General features: G+C 70.2%; 22 protein-coding genes and 1 pseudogene. 8 read left to right on the top strand and 15 right to left on the bottom strand.

Features of this window, described 5'->3' with window-relative positions; translation table 11 throughout:
* Positions 1–2: 2 nt before the first annotated feature.
* Complete coding sequence (locus ACIA8G_RS00775; RefSeq protein ID WP_396416145.1) at positions 3–551, bottom strand: TetR/AcrR family transcriptional regulator; 549 nt, start codon at positions 549–551, stop codon at positions 3–5.
* Between the two features lie 79 nt (positions 552–630).
* Between ACIA8G_RS00775 and ACIA8G_RS00770 the strand changes: the two genes are divergently transcribed.
* Positions 631–1512 (top strand): LLM class F420-dependent oxidoreductase, encoded by an 882-nt coding sequence (locus ACIA8G_RS00770; RefSeq protein ID WP_396416144.1) that lies wholly within the window; start codon positions 631–633, stop codon positions 1510–1512.
* Here ACIA8G_RS00770 and ACIA8G_RS00765 read toward each other — a convergent pair.
* The 5 genes from ACIA8G_RS00765 to ACIA8G_RS00745 all read right to left on the bottom strand — a co-directional run bounded on the left by ACIA8G_RS00765 (position 1509) and on the right by ACIA8G_RS00745 (position 4922).
* The gene (locus tag ACIA8G_RS00765; protein WP_396416143.1) at positions 1509–2051 is read right to left on the bottom strand and encodes a hypothetical protein; all 543 of its coding nucleotides are present in this window, start codon (positions 2049–2051) and stop codon (positions 1509–1511) included. The two genes, ACIA8G_RS00770 and ACIA8G_RS00765, sit on opposite strands and share 4 nt — an antisense overlap.
* Before the next feature lie 72 nt (positions 2052–2123).
* Complete coding sequence (locus tag ACIA8G_RS00760) at positions 2124–2747, bottom strand: dihydrofolate reductase family protein (RefSeq protein ID WP_396416142.1); 624 nt, start codon at positions 2745–2747, stop codon at positions 2124–2126.
* A gap of 69 nt (positions 2748–2816) precedes the next feature.
* On the bottom strand, positions 2817–3236 hold the full coding sequence (gene nusB, locus ACIA8G_RS00755; RefSeq protein WP_396416141.1) for a transcription antitermination factor NusB: 420 nt from the start codon (positions 3234–3236) through the stop codon (positions 2817–2819).
* Positions 3236–3805, bottom strand: coding sequence for an elongation factor P (efp, locus tag ACIA8G_RS00750; protein ID WP_396416140.1), 570 nt, complete (start codon positions 3803–3805; stop codon positions 3236–3238). Before efp ends, nusB begins: the two co-directional genes overlap by 1 nt.
* A gap of 31 nt (positions 3806–3836) precedes the next feature.
* Entirely contained in the window at positions 3837–4922 is a 1086-nt protein-coding gene (locus ACIA8G_RS00745) for a M24 family metallopeptidase (RefSeq protein ID WP_396417289.1), read from the bottom strand.
* 26 nt (positions 4923–4948) lie between these two features.
* Here ACIA8G_RS00745 and ACIA8G_RS00740 point away from each other — a divergent pair, with 26 nt between their 5' ends.
* Positions 4949–5353, top strand: coding sequence for a B-4DMT family transporter (locus ACIA8G_RS00740; RefSeq protein ID WP_396416139.1), 405 nt, complete (start codon positions 4949–4951; stop codon positions 5351–5353).
* Here ACIA8G_RS00740 and ACIA8G_RS00735 read toward each other — a convergent pair.
* From ACIA8G_RS00735 to ACIA8G_RS00700, 8 genes are all read right to left on the bottom strand, one after another.
* Positions 5339–5716: a VOC family protein gene (locus tag ACIA8G_RS00735; protein WP_396416138.1), complete on the bottom strand. Its 378-nt coding sequence runs from the start codon at positions 5714–5716 to the stop codon at positions 5339–5341. The two genes, ACIA8G_RS00740 and ACIA8G_RS00735, sit on opposite strands and share 15 nt — an antisense overlap.
* 6 nt (positions 5717–5722) lie before the next feature.
* Complete coding sequence (aroQ, locus tag ACIA8G_RS00730; protein ID WP_396416137.1) at positions 5723–6151, bottom strand: type II 3-dehydroquinate dehydratase; 429 nt, start codon at positions 6149–6151, stop codon at positions 5723–5725.
* A complete protein-coding gene (gene aroB, locus ACIA8G_RS00725; RefSeq protein ID WP_396416136.1) occupies positions 6148–7257 on the bottom strand; it encodes a 3-dehydroquinate synthase in 1110 nt (369 codons plus the stop codon). The genes aroQ and aroB overlap by 4 nt, the downstream gene beginning before the upstream one ends.
* Positions 7254–7760 (bottom strand): shikimate kinase, encoded by a 507-nt coding sequence (locus ACIA8G_RS00720; RefSeq protein ID WP_396416135.1) that lies wholly within the window; start codon positions 7758–7760, stop codon positions 7254–7256. Before ACIA8G_RS00720 ends, aroB begins: the two co-directional genes overlap by 4 nt.
* A complete protein-coding gene (aroC, locus tag ACIA8G_RS00715; RefSeq protein ID WP_396416134.1) occupies positions 7757–8956 on the bottom strand; it encodes a chorismate synthase in 1200 nt (399 codons plus the stop codon). The genes ACIA8G_RS00720 and aroC overlap by 4 nt, the downstream gene beginning before the upstream one ends.
* Positions 8957–8968: 12 nt before the next feature.
* Entirely contained in the window at positions 8969–9421 is a 453-nt protein-coding gene (locus ACIA8G_RS00710) for a prepilin peptidase (protein ID WP_396416133.1), read from the bottom strand.
* Between the two features lie 203 nt (positions 9422–9624).
* Positions 9625–10080: a PTS glucose transporter subunit IIA gene (locus ACIA8G_RS00705; protein WP_396416132.1), complete on the bottom strand. Its 456-nt coding sequence runs from the start codon at positions 10078–10080 to the stop codon at positions 9625–9627.
* Positions 10077–10313: a glucose PTS transporter subunit EIIB gene (locus ACIA8G_RS00700; protein WP_396416131.1), complete on the bottom strand. Its 237-nt coding sequence runs from the start codon at positions 10311–10313 to the stop codon at positions 10077–10079. Before ACIA8G_RS00700 ends, ACIA8G_RS00705 begins: the two co-directional genes overlap by 4 nt.
* Positions 10314–10423: 110 nt before the next feature.
* Between ACIA8G_RS00700 and ACIA8G_RS00695 the strand changes: the two genes are divergently transcribed.
* From ACIA8G_RS00695 to ACIA8G_RS00685, 3 genes are read left to right on the top strand one after another with little or no spacing between them, the layout of a single operon-like run.
* Positions 10424–11185, top strand: a complete 762-nt coding sequence (locus ACIA8G_RS00695) for a GntR family transcriptional regulator (protein ID WP_396416130.1) — start codon at positions 10424–10426, stop codon at positions 11183–11185.
* Positions 11182–12465: a PTS transporter subunit EIIC gene (locus ACIA8G_RS00690; RefSeq protein WP_396416129.1), complete on the top strand. Its 1284-nt coding sequence runs from the start codon at positions 11182–11184 to the stop codon at positions 12463–12465. Before ACIA8G_RS00695 ends, ACIA8G_RS00690 begins: the two co-directional genes overlap by 4 nt.
* Before the next feature lie 30 nt (positions 12466–12495).
* Positions 12496–12762, top strand: a complete 267-nt coding sequence (locus ACIA8G_RS00685; protein WP_396417288.1) for an HPr family phosphocarrier protein — start codon at positions 12496–12498, stop codon at positions 12760–12762.
* A 207-nt stretch (positions 12763–12969) separates the two neighbouring features.
* Here ACIA8G_RS00685 and ACIA8G_RS00680 read toward each other — a convergent pair.
* Positions 12970–13227, bottom strand: a pseudogene (locus tag ACIA8G_RS00680) (phosphatase PAP2 family protein); the annotation flags it as partial.
* 330 nt (positions 13228–13557) lie between these two features.
* On the opposite strand from ACIA8G_RS00680, the gene ACIA8G_RS00675 reads away from it, so the two are divergent.
* The 3 genes from ACIA8G_RS00675 to ACIA8G_RS00665 are packed head-to-tail and all read left to right on the top strand — an operon-like array spanning position 13558 to position 15961.
* Positions 13558–14232: a response regulator gene (locus ACIA8G_RS00675; protein ID WP_396416128.1), complete on the top strand. Its 675-nt coding sequence runs from the start codon at positions 13558–13560 to the stop codon at positions 14230–14232.
* Positions 14229–15575, top strand: a complete 1347-nt coding sequence (locus ACIA8G_RS00670; protein ID WP_396416127.1) for a sensor histidine kinase — start codon at positions 14229–14231, stop codon at positions 15573–15575. The genes ACIA8G_RS00675 and ACIA8G_RS00670 overlap by 4 nt, the downstream gene beginning before the upstream one ends.
* The gene (locus tag ACIA8G_RS00665; protein ID WP_396416126.1) at positions 15572–15961 is read left to right on the top strand and encodes a hypothetical protein; all 390 of its coding nucleotides are present in this window, start codon (positions 15572–15574) and stop codon (positions 15959–15961) included. The genes ACIA8G_RS00670 and ACIA8G_RS00665 overlap by 4 nt, the downstream gene beginning before the upstream one ends.
* Positions 15962–16047: the final 86 nt, after the last annotated feature.

Here is a 16047-nt window from a genome sequence, read left to right as displayed (position 1 = left end):
GGTCAACGGGGCCGGATGCCGTCCAGCATCATCCGCAACAGCCGGGCCCGCCGCTCCGGGTCGGGCGGCAGCTGCCCGTCGATCCAGGCGATGGCCGAGGCCAGGGCGCGCACGTCGTCCGCGTCGGCGTCGACCGCGCGGTGGATCAGTGCCGCGCCCACGTCGAGCGCCAGCCGGCAGCTGCTGCGCTCGTCCCCGTCAGGTGGCGGACTCGCGAAAGTCCTGGCCACGCCCTCGTACATGCTGTTCTGGTCGATGTAGGCCTGCAGCCACCGGGTGAGGGCGCTCAACGGGTCCGGATCGTCGAGCAGCTCGACTCCCAACCGGTGCAACTCGGCCAGGCCGTCCTCGATGACCGCCAGCACCAGGTCGTTCCTGGTCGGAAAGTGGCGGTACAGCGTGCCGGGCCCGACTCCAGCGGCGCGCGCAACGTCCTCCAACGACGCGTTGACGCCGTTCTGTGCGAACGCGTGGCGGGCCGCGTCGATCACCGCACGCCGGTTGCGCGCCGCATCGGCACGTAGCGGCCGCACGCCTGATTCGTTGGCCACGTCACCCTCCTCAGCAAACGGAGGCTGCCTCCGTATACAGTAAGTGGAGACAGCCTCCGAATACTGTAAGGGACGACCCATGATCAAGCCGACCGGTGTTGGCGTGTGGAGTGCGGAATTGCGCTTCGGCGATCCAGGCAAGGCGGCCGAAGCCGCCGCGGAACTCGACGAACTCGGTTTCACCGCCCTGTGGATCCCCGACGTCGGCGGGCCGGTGCTCGAGTCGGTGGAGAACCTGCTGAAGTCCACCGAGCACGCGCTGGTCGCGACCGGCGTGCTCAACCTCTGGATGCATGACGCCGCCGAGGTCGCCGCGACCTACGCGGAGCTTCGCTCGGCCTATGCCGACCGGTTCCTGCTCGGCATCGGCGTGAGTCAGGCGGCGGTGGTCGACGCGGCGGAACCAGGCCGGTATCGCAAGCCGATGGCCGCGATGCGCGCGTACCTCGACGACCTCGACGCCGCACCGATCCCGGTGCCCCGCGAGGGCCGAGTCCTCGCCGCGATCGGCCCGAAGATGCTCAGCCTGTCGGCCGAGCGGGCCGCCGGCGCGCATCCCTACCTGGCGACCCCGGACGCCACCCGCGACGCACGGGAGGCACTCGGCGTCGGGCCGCTGCTGCTGCCGGAACAGACGGTCGTCCTCAGCAGCGACGCCGACGAGGCACGGGCGATCGGCAGGCACTTCCTGAACGGCTACCTGGCTTACGCCACCTACGCCGACAAGATGCTGCGGTCGGGATTCACCGCCGAGGACGTCGAGACGGTCAGCGACCGGCTGGTCGACGCCGTGGTCGTCTGGGGTGACGAGGACGCGATCCTGCGCCGCGTCGACGACCACCTGGCCGCCGGGGCAGACCACGTCGCTCTCCAGGTGCTGACCGGCGACCAGGAAGGGTTCCCGCTGCCGCAGTGGCGTCGGCTGGGGGCCGCACTCGGTGACCGAGCGGGGAAGAACTAGGGGGTGTTCCAGCCGCCGACGAACCACTGCACCTCGCCGGTCTCCGGGTCGTACCGCCGCCGTTCGATGGTGCCGATGTCGGCTCCGTAGACGTGGATCCCGATGGTCGGTTCGTCGGACTCGGCCGCGACGGAGTGGACGTCGTCGTCGGTCGTGCAGCACACCGTGACCTGTCCTTTTTCGAAGACCTGCTCGCCCATCGGCGTGAGTGGGCCGGGCCCGGTGGGTTTGGCGTACCGGATCTCGCGCTCGGCGCCGGAGTAGATGCCCACGACGCCCCAGGTCTCGTGGCCGTGCACGGGCGTGCGCTGACCGGGAGCCCAGACGACGGCGGCCAGGGACCAACTGCCGTCGGGAGCGATGTGGAGCGGGTAGTTGACGTGGTGGTCGGTTGCCGGGCGGGTGAGTTCGGGCGGGAGCCGGTAGCCGCTGTCCAGCAGCGCCGAGAGCCGCTGCCCCACCAGCTTGGTGATCTCGTACTGGTCGTCGGTGGTGCCGACGATGGACGTCACGTCGTCGATGAAGGCCTGCAGTGTCATGGGAATCAGCGTGGAGGAGCGCCGGTGTGACGTCTAATGCGGGGCCTGGTCTGGGCCCGCCGTTCCAACGCGTCACGCAGGCCGCACCACGCGATAGGTCACGTGCGTGAACGACTCGGCCGCGCGCGACTCCACCTGCTCGAGGTTCAGGCCGGGCACGCCGTCGAACAACCGCGTGCCGGCGCCGAGCGTGATCGGCACGATGCGCAGCCGCAGTTCGTCGATCAGGCCCGCGGCGAGGTACTGGTTGACGGTGGTCGCGCCGCCGTGGATCGAGATGGCGCCGTCCCCCGCCGCTTCGCGCGCGAGTTTGAACGCGGCCTCGATGCCGTCGGTGACGAAGTGGAACGTGGTGCCGCCGTCCATCGGCTGCGGGACGCGAGGGTGGTGGGTGAGCACGAAGACCGGGGCGTGGTACGGCGGGTTGTCGCCCCACCAGCCGTTCCACGGGCGGTCCCACTCGCCGCGCACCGGGCCGAACATGTTGCGGCCCATGATGAACGCCTTGGTCTGCGCCAGCAGATCGAGCTGGGCCCGCTGTTCTTCCTGGTCTTCCATCCAGGCGTGCAGCTTGCTGCCCCAGCCGTCGCCGCCGTCGTCGCCGAACGGGCGGTCCTCGGTCTGGCCGAGGCCGGCCGCGTAGCCGTCGAGGGAGATCGAGAGGTCGCAGGTCACCTTGCCTTCGCGTGCGCTCATGAAATCAGCATGGAGCACAACGGCCGCCCGTCCCAGGAGGGAACGAGCGGCCGTCAGGCGAAGCGGGAACTACAGCACGGCGCGCAGCTGGTCCGCGATGACCGCGATCCGCCCCAGCACACCGTTCACGAACCGCGGCGAGTCGTCCGTGGACAGGCCCTTGGCGAGCTCCACGGCCTCGTCGATGGCCACCGCGTCCGGCACGTCGGCCGCCCACAGCAGTTCGTACAGGCCGATGCGCAGCACCGCGCGGTCGACCGCCGGCATGCGCTGCAGGGTCCAGCCCTCGGCGTGTTCCGAGATGAGGTCGTCGATGCGCGTGCGGTGCGCGGTGACGCCCTCGACGAGCGTCACCGTGTAGTCGTTCACCGGCGGCACGTCCGGGGACCCGACGCGCGAGGCGAGCAACGTCACGGCGTCGCTGCCGAGGATGTCGGCTTCGTAGAGGAAGTCGACCGCGCGCTTGCGGGCCTTGCTACGAGCACCCATCAGGACTTGTCACTGATGCGGCCGAGGTAGCGGCCGTCGCGGGTGTCGACCTTGATCTTCTCGCCGGTCGTGACGAACAGCGGGACCTGGATCTCGGCGCCGGTCTCCAGGCGGGCGGGCTTGGTGCCGCCGGTGGAGCGGTCGCCCTGCAGGCCGGGGTCGGTGTGCTCGATGACGAGCTCGACCGAGGTCGGGAGCTCGACGAACAGCGGCACGCCCTCGTGCGTGGCGACCATCGCCTCCTGGTTCTCCAGCAGGTAGTTCGCGGCGTCACCGACGGTCTCGGCGGGGACCGGGTGCTGGTCGTAGGTGTCGCCGTCCATGAAGATGAAGTCGGAACCCTCCTTGTACAGGTAGGTCATTCCGCGCTTGTCCACGGTGGCGGTCTCGACCTTGGTGCCCGCGTTGAAGGTCTTGTCGACGACCTTCCCGGTCAGCACGTGCTTGAGGGTCGTGCGCACGAAGGCGCCGCCCTTGCCGGGCTTGACGTGCTGGAACGCGGTGACGGTCCAGAGCTGGCCGTCGAGGTTCAGCACCAGGCCGTTCTTCAGGTCGTTCGTGGTGGCCACGGTGGAATTTCTCCTGTGTAGGACGGGGATGTCAGACGACCACGAGTTCTTTCGTGGTCAGGGTGAGGAGCTCCGGCCCGCTTTCGCGGACCACGAGGGTGTCCTCGATGCGGACTCCGCCCCGCCCCGACAAGTAGACGCCGGGCTCGACGGTGACCGCCATACCGGCCGAAAGTGTACCGTCACCCACCTTCGACAACGCCGGTGCCTCGTGGATCTCCAAGCCGACCCCGTGGCCGAGGCCGTGCAGGAACTCCTCGCCGTGCCCTGCCTTCTCGATCACCTCGCGCGACGCGTGGTCGACGTCGCTCACCTTCACGCCCGGCTTCAGCGCGTTGCGGCCCGCCGCCTGCGCGCGTGCGACCAGGTCGTACAGCTCGCGCTGCCAGTCTGCGGGCTTGCCGAGCACCAGCGTGCGGGTCATGTCCGAGTGGTAGCCGTCGACCAGCGCGCCGAAGTCGAGCTTGATGAAGTCGCCCTGGTGCAGCACGGCGTCGGTCGGCGAGTGGTGCGGCACCGCCGAGTTCGCGCCGAACGCCACGATCGAGGAGAACGACGGGCCCTCCGCGCCGTGGTCGAGCATGCGGCTCTCCAGCTCGCGCGCGACCTCGCGTTCCGTGCGGCCGGCCCGCAGCCCGCCGTGCCCGATCAGCGCGCCCAGCGCCCGGTCGGCCGCCGCGCAGGCCATGCGCAGCGCCTCGATCTCGACCTCGTCCTTGACCAGCCGCAACTGCTCGATGAGACCGCTCGCCCTGGTCAGCTCCGCCTTCTCGGCGGCCTGGGTGAGCCCCTCCAGCCCGTCCACCGTGACGTGGTGGCTCTCGAACCCGAGCCGTCCCTTCGCCCGTGTGGCCAGCGCGATGTCGCACGGGCGGTCGATGAGGCGTTCCAGGTCCGGCACCTGCCTGGCCGACTGCGTGAGATACCTGCCGTCGGTGCAGAACACCGTCTTCTCGTCACCGGTCGCGTCGACCAGGACGGCGGCGTTCGATCCGGTGAACCCCGTCAGGTAGCGGACGTTCAACAGGTTCGTGACGAGCAGCGCGTCCAGGTTCGTGGCCTGGAGCTTCTGGCGCAGTGCGGTGCGGCGCGCGGCGTACGAGGACATGTCTGGCAGCGTACGGCCAGTCCTAAGCTGTCCGCATGCGTCCTTGGTTCGTCCGTGCGTTGTGGATGGGGTTGCTGCACGGGGCGGTGCAGACCGGCGTGGCCGCTGTCGCGGTCCGCAGCCCCGAGGCGTCCTCGGTCGGCCCGATCGCCATCGGGCTGCTGATCGCCGCCGCGGTCATCTGGGGCGCGGTCGACACGCTGCGCGAACTGCCGTCCGCGGGGATGCAGTGGTTCATCGCCGCGTTGATCGCCGGGCCGTTCGCCGGGGCGCTCGGTGTGATCGGGTCGGCGTTGCTGGTCGACCAGACCGGTCAGGAGGCGCTGTGGGTGGCGCTGACCGGCGGGGCGGCGTTCACGGCGTTGCTGATCCTGGCGCCGGCCGGGCTGGGGATGCTGCTCGGGCGGCTGCTGGTGCAGAAGGACTCAGCCAGCCACTAGCTCGACCTCGAAGCCGTCCTCGTTCTCCAGGAACGCCGCGTAGTGGGCGGGCCCGCCGGCGAACGGGTGCTTGTGGGCGTACATCAGCGTCCAGCCGTGGGCCTGGGCCAGCTCGGTCAGCCGGTCGACCTCCGCGCGGTTTCCGGCGTGCAGGGCGAGGTGGTTGAGGCCTGCCTTCATCCGATCGTGTGGACCGGTCATCGCCGGGGACTGCTCGACCACGACGTAGGTGCGGCCGTGTTTCCAGCTCACGCCCGCGTCCCAGCGCTGGTGCTCGGTCCAGCCGAGCTCGGGGAAGAGCCACCCGAACGTGGCTTCGGCGCGGGCGAGGTCCGGGACCCACAGCTCGACGTGGTGCAGCATCCGCGCCTACCTCTTGAGCGCGAGCCACCGCAGGGCCAGCAGGTAGCCCTCCACGCCCAGCCCGGCGATCACCCCAGTGGCCACCGCCGAGATCACGCTGTGGTGCCGGAACTCCTCGCGCTGGTGGATGTTCGAGATGTGCACCTCGACCAGCGGCGCGGTCAGCTGCGAGCACGCGTCGCGGACCGCGATCGAGTAGTGCGTCCAGGCGGCGCCGTTGAGGACCACCGGGGTCGAGGTGTCGGCGGCCTCGTGCAGCCACGCCACCATCTCGCCCTCGTGGGCGGTCTGGCGCACCTCGACCTCGAAGTTGAGCTCCTTGCCCTCGGCCACGCACAGCTGGACCAGGTCCGCGTACGTCGTGCGGCCGTAGACGTCCGGCTCGCGGGTGCCGAGGCGATCCAGGTTCGGGCCGTTCAGGACGAGGACCCTCACAGCAGCACCTTCCCGGAGCCCGTGGTCGGCTCGGCGGCGACGGCCGAGTAGGCGGCGGCGATCAAGGAGGGATCAGGGCCTTCGAGACGACCTGGCTTCGCGAGGCCGTCCAGCACCACGAAGCGCAGCACGCCCGCCTTGTTCTTCTTGTCGACCTTCATGCCCTCGAGCAGCTGCGGGAGCGCGTCCGGGTCGTAGGAGGTCGGCAGCCCGATGAGCTGCAGAACGGCCTTGTGCCGGTCCGCGGTCGCGTCGTCGAGGCGGCCGGCGAGGCGGGCCAGTTCGGCGGCGAACACCAGGCCGACGCTGACGGCGGCGCCGTGGCGCCAGCGGTAGCGCTCGCGGCGCTCGATGGCGTGGCCCAGGGTGTGGCCGTAGTTCAGGATCTCGCGCAGGTCCGACTCGCGCAGGTCGTTCGTGACGACGTCGGCCTTGATCTGGATCTTGCGGCGGACCAGTTCGGCCAGCACCTCGCCGGCCGGGTCCAGCGCGGCCGCGGGGTCGGCCTCGATCAGGTCGAGGATCACCGGGTCGGCGATGAAGCCGCCCTTCACGATCTCGGCCATGCCGGCGACGAGCTCGTTGCGGGGCAGGGTCTCGAGGGTCGCGAGGTCGACGAAGATGGCGTCCGGCTCGTAGAACGTGCCGACCAGGTTCTTGCCCGCGTCGGTGTTGATGCCGGTCTTGCCGCCGACCGCGGCGTCGACCATGCCGAGCAGTGTGGTCGGGATGTTCACCAGGCGCACGCCGCGCATCCACGTGGAGGCGACGAAGCCGGCGAGGTCGGTCACCGCGCCGCCGCCCAGGCCCACGACGACGTCCTGGCGGCCCAGGCCGATGCGGCCGAGCACGTCCCAGCAGAAGCCGGCCACGGCGAGGTCCTTGCCGTCCTCGGCGTCGGGCACCTCGACGCGGTGCGCGTCGGCTCCGGTCGCCTTCAGCTCGTCGACCAGCACCTTGGCGGTCTCGGCGAGCGTCGGCTGGTGCACGATCGCGATCTTGCCGGTGCCGCTCAGGTGCTCGACGATGTCGCCGAGCAGGCCGCGGCCGACCACCACGTCGTACGGCTTCTCGGCGGCGACCCGGATGCGCACGGGTTCGGTCATCGTTCCACTCCCTTGATCACCGCGTCGGCCACCTCGTCCGGGCTCAGTGCGTCGGTCAGCACCTCGACCGTCGCGACCTCGCGGTACAGCGGCAGCCGCGCGTCCAGCAGCGCCTTGAACGTGGCGCGCGGGTTCACGCCGGAGAGCAACGGCCTTGAGGACGACAGGCCGGTGCGGCGCACGCCCTCGGCCATGCCCACGTTCAGGAAGACGACGGTGTGCTCACGAAGGCGTTCGCGGGTCGTGGCGGACAGCACCGCTCCCCCGCCCAGCGCCAGCACGCCCTCGTGCTCCACGAGCGCCTTGGCGACCGCTTCCTCTTCCATGGCACGGAAAACGGGCTCGCCGTCGTCGGTGAAGATGTCCGAGATCGGCTTGCCGGCCAGCTCGACGATGTCCGCGTCGGCGTCGCGGAACGGCAGGCCGAGCCGGGACGCCAGCAGCTCGCTGATCGTGGTCTTGCCCGCGCCTGGCGGGCCGACCACGACGAACCTCGGGCTCACATGCCCTCCCAGCGGGCTTCCAGCGCCTTGAGGTACGCGTGGGCGTTGCGGCGCGTCTCGTCGAGCGAGTCGCCGCCGAACTTCTCCAGCGCCGCCTCCGCGAGCACCAGCGCCACGACGGACTCCAGCACCACGCCCGCGCGCGGCACTGCGCACACGTCCGAACGCTGGTGGATCGCGACGGCGGGCTCACCGGTGCGGACGTCCACCGTGGACAGTGCCTTGGGGACGGTCGAGATGGGCTTCATCGCCACGCGCGCACGGAGGATCTCGCCGTTGGTGATGCCGCCTTCGAGGCCACCGGCGCGGTTCGAGCGGCGCGTGACGCCGACCGGGCCGCTGCCGCGGTCGATCTCGTCGTGGGCGTGCGAACCCCAGCGCTTGGCGGAGGTGAACCCGTCACCGATCTCAACGCCCTTCATGGCCTGCACACCCATCAACGCGGCGGCCAGGCGCGCGTCGAGGCGGCGGTCCCAGTGCACGTGCGAGCCGAGGCCCGGCGGCAACCCGTACGCGAGCACCTCGATGACGCCGCCGACCGTGTCACCGGCCTCCTTGACGGCCTCGACCTCGGCGACCATGGCCTCGGTGCCGCGCGCGTCGAAGCAGCGCACCGGCGACTCGTCGATCGCGGGCAGGTCGTCGGGCGTGGGCAGCGCGCTGTCCTCGGGCGTCTCCGCCTTGCCGATGGACACCACGTGGCTGAGGATCTGCACGCCCAGCAGCTGCTGCAGGAACTGGCGCGCGACCGTGCCGAGGGCGGTGCGGGCGGCCGTCTCGCGGGCGGAGGCGCGTTCGAGGACGGGGCGTGCCTCGTCGAAGCCGAACTTCTGCATGCCGGGCAGGTCAGCGTGACCGGGCCGGGGCCGCGTCAGGGCCTCGTTGCGGCCGGTGGTCTTGAGCAGGCTCGGGTCGACCGGGTCCGGCGACATCACGGTCTGCCACTTGGGCCACTCGGAGTTGCCGATGGTGACCGCGACCGGCCCGCCCTGGGTCTTGCCGTGGCGCACGCCGCCGAGGATCTCGACCTCGTCCTGCTCGAAGCCCATCCGGGGGCTGCGACCGAACCCGAGCCTGCGGCGTCCCAGCTGGGTGACGAGGTCCTCGGTGGTCACCTCCACTCCGGCGGGCATGCCCTCCAGCACAGCGACGAGGGCGGGGCCGTGTGACTCTCCAGCGGTGATCCAGCGCAGCACGTCACAATCCTTTCACAGCGCGGTCAGAACCCAGGTGGCAGCCAGCAGTCCGGGCCCGTGTGGCACGTTTCGCGTCCTGCGCAGGGCCGCGACGGCGAGCGTCACCGCACTGGACAGGATCGCCGCAGGTAGGAGCAACGGCAGCGCGAGCACCGTGCCGAGGCCCGCCGCGAGTTTCACGTCGCCGCCGCCCATGAGCGCGGGTCTCCAGGTCCGGACGGCGAGATGAGCGCCACCGAGGATCACCGCTCCGAGGAGCGCGGCTCCCAGCCTCTGGAATTCGAGCACCAGCAGCGTCACGCCCAGCGGCAGGGTCAGCACGTCCGGTAGCCGGTGGTGGCGCAGGTCGATCGCCGTGAGGACCACGCCGAAGCAGGCCAGCACGTAGGAGGACGGCGGCGCGTCCAGAACGCCCGCGACCGTCCACAACGCACTCAGCACAGACGCGAGCAGGACCGTGGGCATCACTCCACGGTCCTGCTCGGCACGTCTGGGGCACAAATCGCGACCCGTCGTGAACGGTCCATTCACGCACGCCGCTCACGGTGCCTCATCCGGCGCTGGGAAATCCCCCGGATCGCCGGCACGGCAGGCCCAGGCAGGGGTACCCCCGGCCTGGGATCCCCTCGCAACCCAATCTAGTCAGCACCACCGACAAGATCGATTGCTCAGCGAGACCAGTCGAACAGGGCGTCGTTCGCCACCACGTCCACGTCGAGCGCGAGGTCGGCGAGCACCTCGGCGGACGCGTCCAGCGCGATCACCGGGCAGATCGGCGCGAACCCGGCCGCCTCGACCTCGGCCGGGTCCCAGGTCACGATCCGCTGACCGGCCCTGACCTCCTCGCCCTTCACGACGTGCAGCTCGAAGCCCTCGCCCTTGCGCTTGACCGTGTCGATCCCGAGGTGCACCAGGATCGCGGCGCCGTCACCCGAGGCCACCACGAACGCGTGCGGGTGCAGCGTCACGACGGTGCCGTCGATCGGCGCGACGACGTCGGCCTTCACCCGTGCGGGCTCGACGGCGACACCGGGGCCGACCATCGCCTGGGAGAAGACCGGGTCCGGCACGGCCGCGAGCGCGACCACGCGGCCGGCGACGGGACTGCCGACGCGGACGCTCACAGGAGGTCCTCGATGTCCTGCGCGATCGTGTCCGCCTCGGGGCCGACGATGACCTGCACGACGCTGCCCGCCCGCACGACGCCCATCGCTCCGGCCGACTTCAGCGCTGCCTCGTTGACCAGCGAACCGTCGTTGAGTTCGCAGCGCAGGCGCGTGATGCACCCCTCGATCTCGATGATGTTGTCCGCGCCACCAAGCGCGGCGAGGATCTTCTCCGGCCTCTCGTCAGCCACGTTCGTACCTCTCGTTCCCGTAACAGCGGTTGACACCCGCTCAGTGCGCGGAGCATTCTCCCGCACCAACTGGTCTAGACCGGAAAGTACCACTGCGAGGAGGTGAGCTGATGCACGAGATCGTCGACGGGCCCAAGCCCAAGCACGCGCAGCTACGCGAGATCCTGCGCCGGCTCGCCGAGCAGGACCTCGTACCGGGCTCGCCCATCCCGTCCGAACGCGATCTCGCCGAGCGGTACGGAGTCTCTCGCATCACGGTGCGGGCCGCAGTCGGCCAACTGGTCGCTGAAGGCCTGCTCACGCGGGCGAAGGGACGTGGCACGTTCACGGCACGCCGCCGGGTGGAAGCGCAGCTCTACCTGGAGTCGTTCACCGCGAACATGCACGGCCGGGGGCTCACGCCGAGCACCCAGGTCATCAGTTGTGCCGAGGCGGTACCGGGCCCCGCGGCCTCCACCGCCCTCGGGCTCGAACCGAACGAATACGCGTACCACCTGGTTCGACTGCGCATGGCCGACGGGGCACCGCTGGCCGTGGAGAAGGGGTGGTACAGCCCGCACGTGCTGCCGGGGCTCGACCGGCACGACCTGACCTGCTCGCTCTACGAACTCGTGGCGACCAGGTACGGCGTGCAGCTCGACCACGCGCGGCAGACGGTGTGGGCGGAAACGGCCGACGCGCACTCCGCCGGCCTGCTGGGTGTCCGCAAGGGCAGCCCGTTGCTCGTGTTCAGAAGGGTCGCCAGCGCGCAGGGGCGACCGTGTGAGGACGTTACTTCCTGGTACCGGGGCGATCTCTACCAGGTGACCATGCAACTGGACCGGACCGTCCCGGGTCCCGGACCGAACTCCGCCAAGGGAGGTACCCGATGAGCACCGACGCCACACAGACCGGTGGTCGCGAGATCAAGGGCCTCGCCACGTTGCAACGCTTCGGTCGCAGCCTCATGCTGCCGATCGCCGTGCTGCCCGCGGCAGGCCTTCTGCTCCGCGCCGGTCAAGACGACCTGCTGGGCAAGGACGGACTCGGCTGGAACGCCGTCGCCGCGGTGATCGGCGCGGCAGGCGACGCGTTGTTCAGCAACCTCGCGCTGCTGTTCGCGGTCGGCATCGCCGTCGGGTTCGCCCGGCGCGGTGACGGTTCCACGGCGCTCGCCGCCGTCGTCGGCTACGTCGTGCTGACGAGCGTCTTCAAGGCCATGTCGCCGCTGGTCCTCGACCAGCCGACAGATCCGGCGGCCAAGCCAGTGCTGATCAACTACGGGGTGCTCGGCGGTATCGTCGTCGGTATCGCGTCGGCACTGCTGTGGCAGAAGTACCACCGCATCAAGCTGCCTCCGTACCTGGCCTTCTTCGGCGGCCGCCGGTTCGTGCCGATCATCGTCGCCGGCGCGATGGTGGTCGCCGGTGTGCTGCTCGGCCTCGTGTACCCGTGGTTCAGCGCGGGCCTCACCGCGATCGGCGACTGGGTCACCGGCAGCACGATCATCGGTGCGGGCATCTACGGCGTCGTCAACCGCCTGCTGATCCCGCTCGGCCTGCACCACATCGTCAACAACGTCGTGTGGTTCCAGTTCGGCGAGTTCAACGAGAAGACCGGTGACATCCCGCGCTTCCTCGCGCAGGACCCGTCCGCCGGCACGTTCCAGACCGGCTTCTTCCCGATCTTCATGTTCGCGCTGCCCGCGGCGGCTCTGGCGATCGTGCACACCGCGCGTCCCGCTCAGCGCAAGATCATCGGCGGCATCATGGGCTCCGCCGCGCTCACCGCGTTCATCACCGGTGTGACGGAGCCGCTCGAGTTCGCCTTCATGTTCGTGGCGTGGCCGCTGTACCTGATCCACGCGTTCCTGACCGGCACCTCGCTGGCCATCTCGAACGCGCTGGGCATCCACGACGGCTTCTCGTTCTCGGCCGGTGCGATCGACTTCATCCTGAACTGGAACATCGCCACCAAGCCGGCGCTGCTGATCGTTCTGGGTCTGATCTACGGTGCGATCTACTACTTCCTGTTCCGCTGGGTCATCACCAAGTGGAACCTGAGGACGCCGGGTCGCGAGGACGACGAGTCGCCAGAGGCCGACGAGAGCGTGGTCGGCAGCAACAGCGGCAGCGGTTCGGCGAGCGAGAAGCCCGCCAAGAACGAAAAGTAAGCACTACCAGCTCTACCGAGAGGAACCATCATGGCCGAGCGACGGGTCACCGTGGCCAGCAAGGTCGGACTGCACGCCCGACCTGCCGCACTGCTGGCGAAGGCCGCCGCCGACCAGCCGGTGACGGTCACCATCCGCAAGGACGGCGGCGAAGCCGTGGAAGCGGCGAGTGTTCTGGGACTCATGACCCTCGGCGCCATGCACGGTGACGAGGTGGTGCTGAGCGCCGACGGGGACGGAGCGGACGCTGCTCTCGACACCATCGCCGGCCTGATCGCCACCGATCACGACGAGTGATTTCTCGGGCCATGGGTGGTCGTGGTCGTTCCGGCGGCCATGACCACCCACGACCCACCCGAAGTGCAGCACGACCCCGGCGGTGACCACGCCCGAGAGCATCGACGGCGTGGCGCCGGGGTACGTGATCATCAGCCACACCCCGCCGGCCGCGAGCGCGGGCGGCACGATCATCCCCGCGGTCCACTTGCCCAGCACCAGGAACGCGAGCGTCGAGACCAGCAGCGCGGCACCGAGCGTGTCGCTGAACCGGTGCCAGCCGAGCGACACCGTCTCCGCCGCGACCGCACCCGCCCCGATGGCGCCGGGAACGGCCACGTACAGGGCGAACCGCCTGGGCACCGCCATCACGACCGAGATCACCGCCGCCACCGCGGCCGTCGTGTGTCCACTCGGGAAACTGTTGTGCACCAGCACGGCGTCGTCGTCCAACGGCGGACGCACCAGCACGTAGAGCTTCAGCATCTGCGCGAGCAGCACCGAACCGCCGAGCACGAGCAACGGCGGAAATGCCTTCTTACGCGCGAACAACACGACGAGAACCGCGGCGATGATGATCACCATGTCCACGTCGGACGCCCACGAACGCTGCAGTGAGAGCTCGGGCAACGCGGCGTTCTCCGCCTTCTGCCCGAACGACGTCCACACCAGCGCGAAGAACGTGAAGAGGAATCCCAGCAAACTTCCGGCCATGTGATCGAGACTCCGCGAGCCGATCTACGGGAACGTCCACGCCATGTCATGGTTCCGTCACAGAACCAGCGCGGGTGTGCCGGTCCGCAGATAATGGATCTCGTGGCGATGGTCTTGCTGGTCGAGGACGACCCCTCGGTGCGTGAAGGGCTGGGCCTGGCACTGCGCCGCCAGGGACACGACGTGCGAGCGGCGGCGACCGGTGAGGAAGGCGTCGAGAGACTCCGCGAGACCCGCCCCGACATCGTCGTTCTCGACATCATGCTGCCCGGCATCGACGGCTTCGAGACGTGCCGCCGGATGCGGGCGCAGGCCGAGGTGCCGATCATCATGCTCACCGCGCGCGGTGACGACTTCGACGTGGTCGCGGGCCTGGAGGCGGGCGCGGACGACTACGTGGTGAAGCCCGTCGAGCCCCGCGTGCTGGAGGCCCGCATCCGCGCCGTGCTGCGGCGGACCGTGGCCGAACCGTCCAGCGTGGAGCGGCACGGCGACCTGGTGATCGACCGCGCCGGTCTGCAGGTGCTGAAGGCCGAGGCGAAGGTCGCGCTGACACCGACCGAGCTGAAGCTGCTGCTCGAACTGTCCCGCACGCCCGGCCGGGTGCTGACCCGCCAGCAGATCCTCGAGGCCGTCTGGGAACACGACTACCTCGGCGACTCGCGCCTGGTCGACGCCTGCGTCCAACGCGTGCGCGCCAAGATCGAGGACGTCCCGGCGGACCCCCGCTACATCCACACGGTGCGCGGCTTCGGGTACCGCTTCGGGCCGCGATGAGGACGTTCTTCCTGGGGCTGAAGCCGCGGCTGATGGCCGCGTTCGCCCTGCTGACGCTCCTGGGCGCGGTGGCGGCGGCCGGCGCCTCCTACGCGACCGCCCGCAACCTGCTCCTGGAAGACGCCCAGAACGGCTTCATGAACCCGCTGGTCGAGGACGCCCGCAACTACGCCCCTCGCCTGACCGTGCCGCCCTCCCAGGAGGACCTCGACGACTTCGCGATCTACCTGCGCGGGTCGTCGGTCGTGATCTACCAGAACATGCGCTCCCGCAACGGCCTCGACATCAGCTTCGTGCCCGCTGAGCTGCGCGAAGCCATGAAGACGAGCAAAACGGTCCTCTGGCAGCGCAACACCGACCGGGCCGAGCCGTACGTCGTCATCGGCATCCCTCTGCTGCGCCCCGACGGCTCCCCCACCGGCGTCGAGGTGTGGGCGCGGACCTCGCTGGGCGGCCCGCAACGCGCCATCGACAGCTTCGCGGTCGCCGCCTGGGTCGGCGTCAGCCTGGTCCTGCCGCTGGCCCTCGGCCTGGCCCTGTTCACCGCTCGCGGCGTCCTGCGCCCGGTCCGCCGCCTCGGAGCCGCCGCACGGGCGCTGGGCGCGGGAAAACTGGACACCCGCGTCGATGCCCGCGGCGCCGACGAGCTCTCCGAACTCGCCCGCACGTTCAACCAGGCCGCCGAACAGCTGGAAGCCACCCAGGCCGCGTCCCGCCGTTTCGTGGCCGACGTGTCCCACGAGCTCCGCACCCCGCTGACCGCGATGAGCGCCGTCACCGCCGTCCTGGACGAGGACGCCGCCTCGCTGCCCGAGGACACCGCTGTGGCGGCCCGGCTGGTCTCCAGCGAGACCCGCAAGCTCACCCGCCTGGTCAACGACCTGATGGAGATCTCCCGGTTCGACGAGGGCCGCAACCTCCTGGAACTCGACGACTGGGACATCGGCACCGCCGTGCGCGACTGCCTGGCCTCCCGCGGCTGGACAGCGTCGGTCGAGGCCGACCTGCCCTCCGGCGTGACGGGCCGCGTGGACCGCCGCCGGCTCGACGTGATCGTCGCGAACCTCGTCGGCAACGCCCTCAAGCACGGCCGCGCCCCAGTGCGCGTCACGGTGCGGCCGGGCGTCATCGAGGTGGCCGACAGCGGCCCCGGCGTCCCCGCGGACGCACTCCCCCACATCTTCGACCGGTTCTACAAGGCAGACACGGCCCGCGCCCGTTCCGAGGGCAGCGGGCTGGGATTGGCGATCGCATGGGAGAACGCACGCCTGCACGGCGGCACCATCGAAGCAGCCAACGGTCCCTCAGGTGGGGCCATCTTCACCTTGCGGTTGCCCTGGTGACGCTCGCGGCCTGCGGGGTGCGGCCGACCCCGGTGCTGACCGGCGCGGACGCACCGACCGTCGCGGTCCACGAGGTGACCATCTACCTCCTGGCGGCCAAGGGCGAGGGCCTGGTGCGCCGGACCCGGTCGTACACCGGCACCGTCGACACCACCACGGCCGTCAACCTGCTGGTCGCCGGGCTCACCGACGAGGAGAAGCAGCTCGGGCTGGTGACCGAGGTGCCGGCGACCTCGTCGCGGGTGCTGGCGGTGTCCAACGTGATCCTGCTGCCCGAGGACATGGGGCCGCTGTCGAAGATGGCGCAGTTCCAGGTGTACTGCACGGCGATCGCGAGCCGGGCCAAGGTGGAGGGGGTGCCTGCTTCCGGCTTCGACTGCCCGTAGCGGTCCGGGCGCTCTGGACGCTCTGGACGCTCTGGACGCTCTGGACGCTCTGGAAGGCGGGACGCACCGGCGGCCAGGTGTTCACC

It is taken from the genome of Lentzea sp. NPDC051213 (assembly GCF_044455585.1).
Classification (GTDB): domain Bacteria; phylum Actinomycetota; class Actinomycetes; order Mycobacteriales; family Pseudonocardiaceae; genus Lentzea.
This window is presented reverse-complemented; position numbering and strand designations above follow the sequence as displayed.